Here is a 1,048-nt window from a genome sequence, read left to right on the forward strand (position 1 = left end):
TGGAAGAAGAAAGCGATTGGTCTCTGCAAACCTGTAAGATCCGATCCAAGTTCAGCGCAGGCGGACTCGCCACAGATTCATCCGTTTCCGCTTGCCCGGAACTATGGATGATTCGTCCCTCTCCCTCGCTGTTACTATAGATTTCAAAAGAAATGCGGCCGCCGTGATCCTCGAACAACCGGATGGTCAGCTTGTTTTCCGAATCGTCCGCAACAAATGGCCGAATCCACGCGATGTTTTTCAGCCGCATCCCTTGAGAAGCTTCCTTTTGGGCTGAGCGCCCAAGGGAATGCAGCGTAGCTGCCCGTGCCATCTCCAGATAAGCGACGCCGGGAAGAACTTTGCTGCCTTGCACCTTGTGGTCTGTCAGAAAAAATTCCGCGCCCGACAGCCGTGTCTCAAACCGCTGCTCTCCGAAAACAGACACATTCATATGCAGCAGCGGATGAATGGGGGTGATCGTATTGGTGACCGGGATCGTTTGCCGAGGACCCGGCGTAACCGTCATGTCCGCCGGGATCCAGTATCTTTCCTTGGCAAAAGGGTACGTAGGGAGGCTGATTCGGTTAGGCTTGTCGTTCCCATGGACCGCAGCCCAATCGACAGCTGTTCCGAGAACCCAAGCGTTTGCCAAGCGTTCGATATCCCCGGTTTGCTCCCATAAACGGACATCCTCCTTTCGGAACGCTTCCGGACCTGATGAAATTGATTTCGCTTGCCCCCTGAATATGCCCGGCCACGCTTCGTCCCCATCCAGAAACGCCCGAAGACTTTGAATAAGTTCATCAACCGTGTCAACGACGAACAGAATCCGCTCCTCTAAGGAGACCCGTCCGACCTGCAGCGTATAGGCGAGATCCTTCAGGTAAACGTTGTCCTGATCCGTATGGACCTCCAACATCGCATCACCAACAAGCCCGGCATCCCCATATCTATCCTGAATTTGCTCAGCATACTCGTTTATCAGGTAGTCTGTGACGGAAGAAACCGTGCTTCGCTGGCCCCATTCGGATTCGTCCATTTCGATATGAAGTTCATTGCGGAGCGT

Annotated in this window: 1 protein-coding gene; it reads right to left on the reverse strand. The window is 53.6% G+C overall.

Going from position 1 to position 1,048, the window contains the following annotated elements:
* Positions 1–1,048, reverse strand: a 1,048-nt coding sequence (locus CPT76_RS36230; RefSeq protein ID WP_146116582.1) for a polyketide synthase dehydratase domain-containing protein, incomplete at both ends; no start/stop codon positions are given.

Origin of the sequence: Paenibacillus sp. AR247 (assembly GCF_002968895.1) — a bacterium.
Taxonomy (GTDB): Bacteria; Bacillota; Bacilli; order Paenibacillales; family Paenibacillaceae; genus Paenibacillus_AQ; species Paenibacillus_AQ favisporus.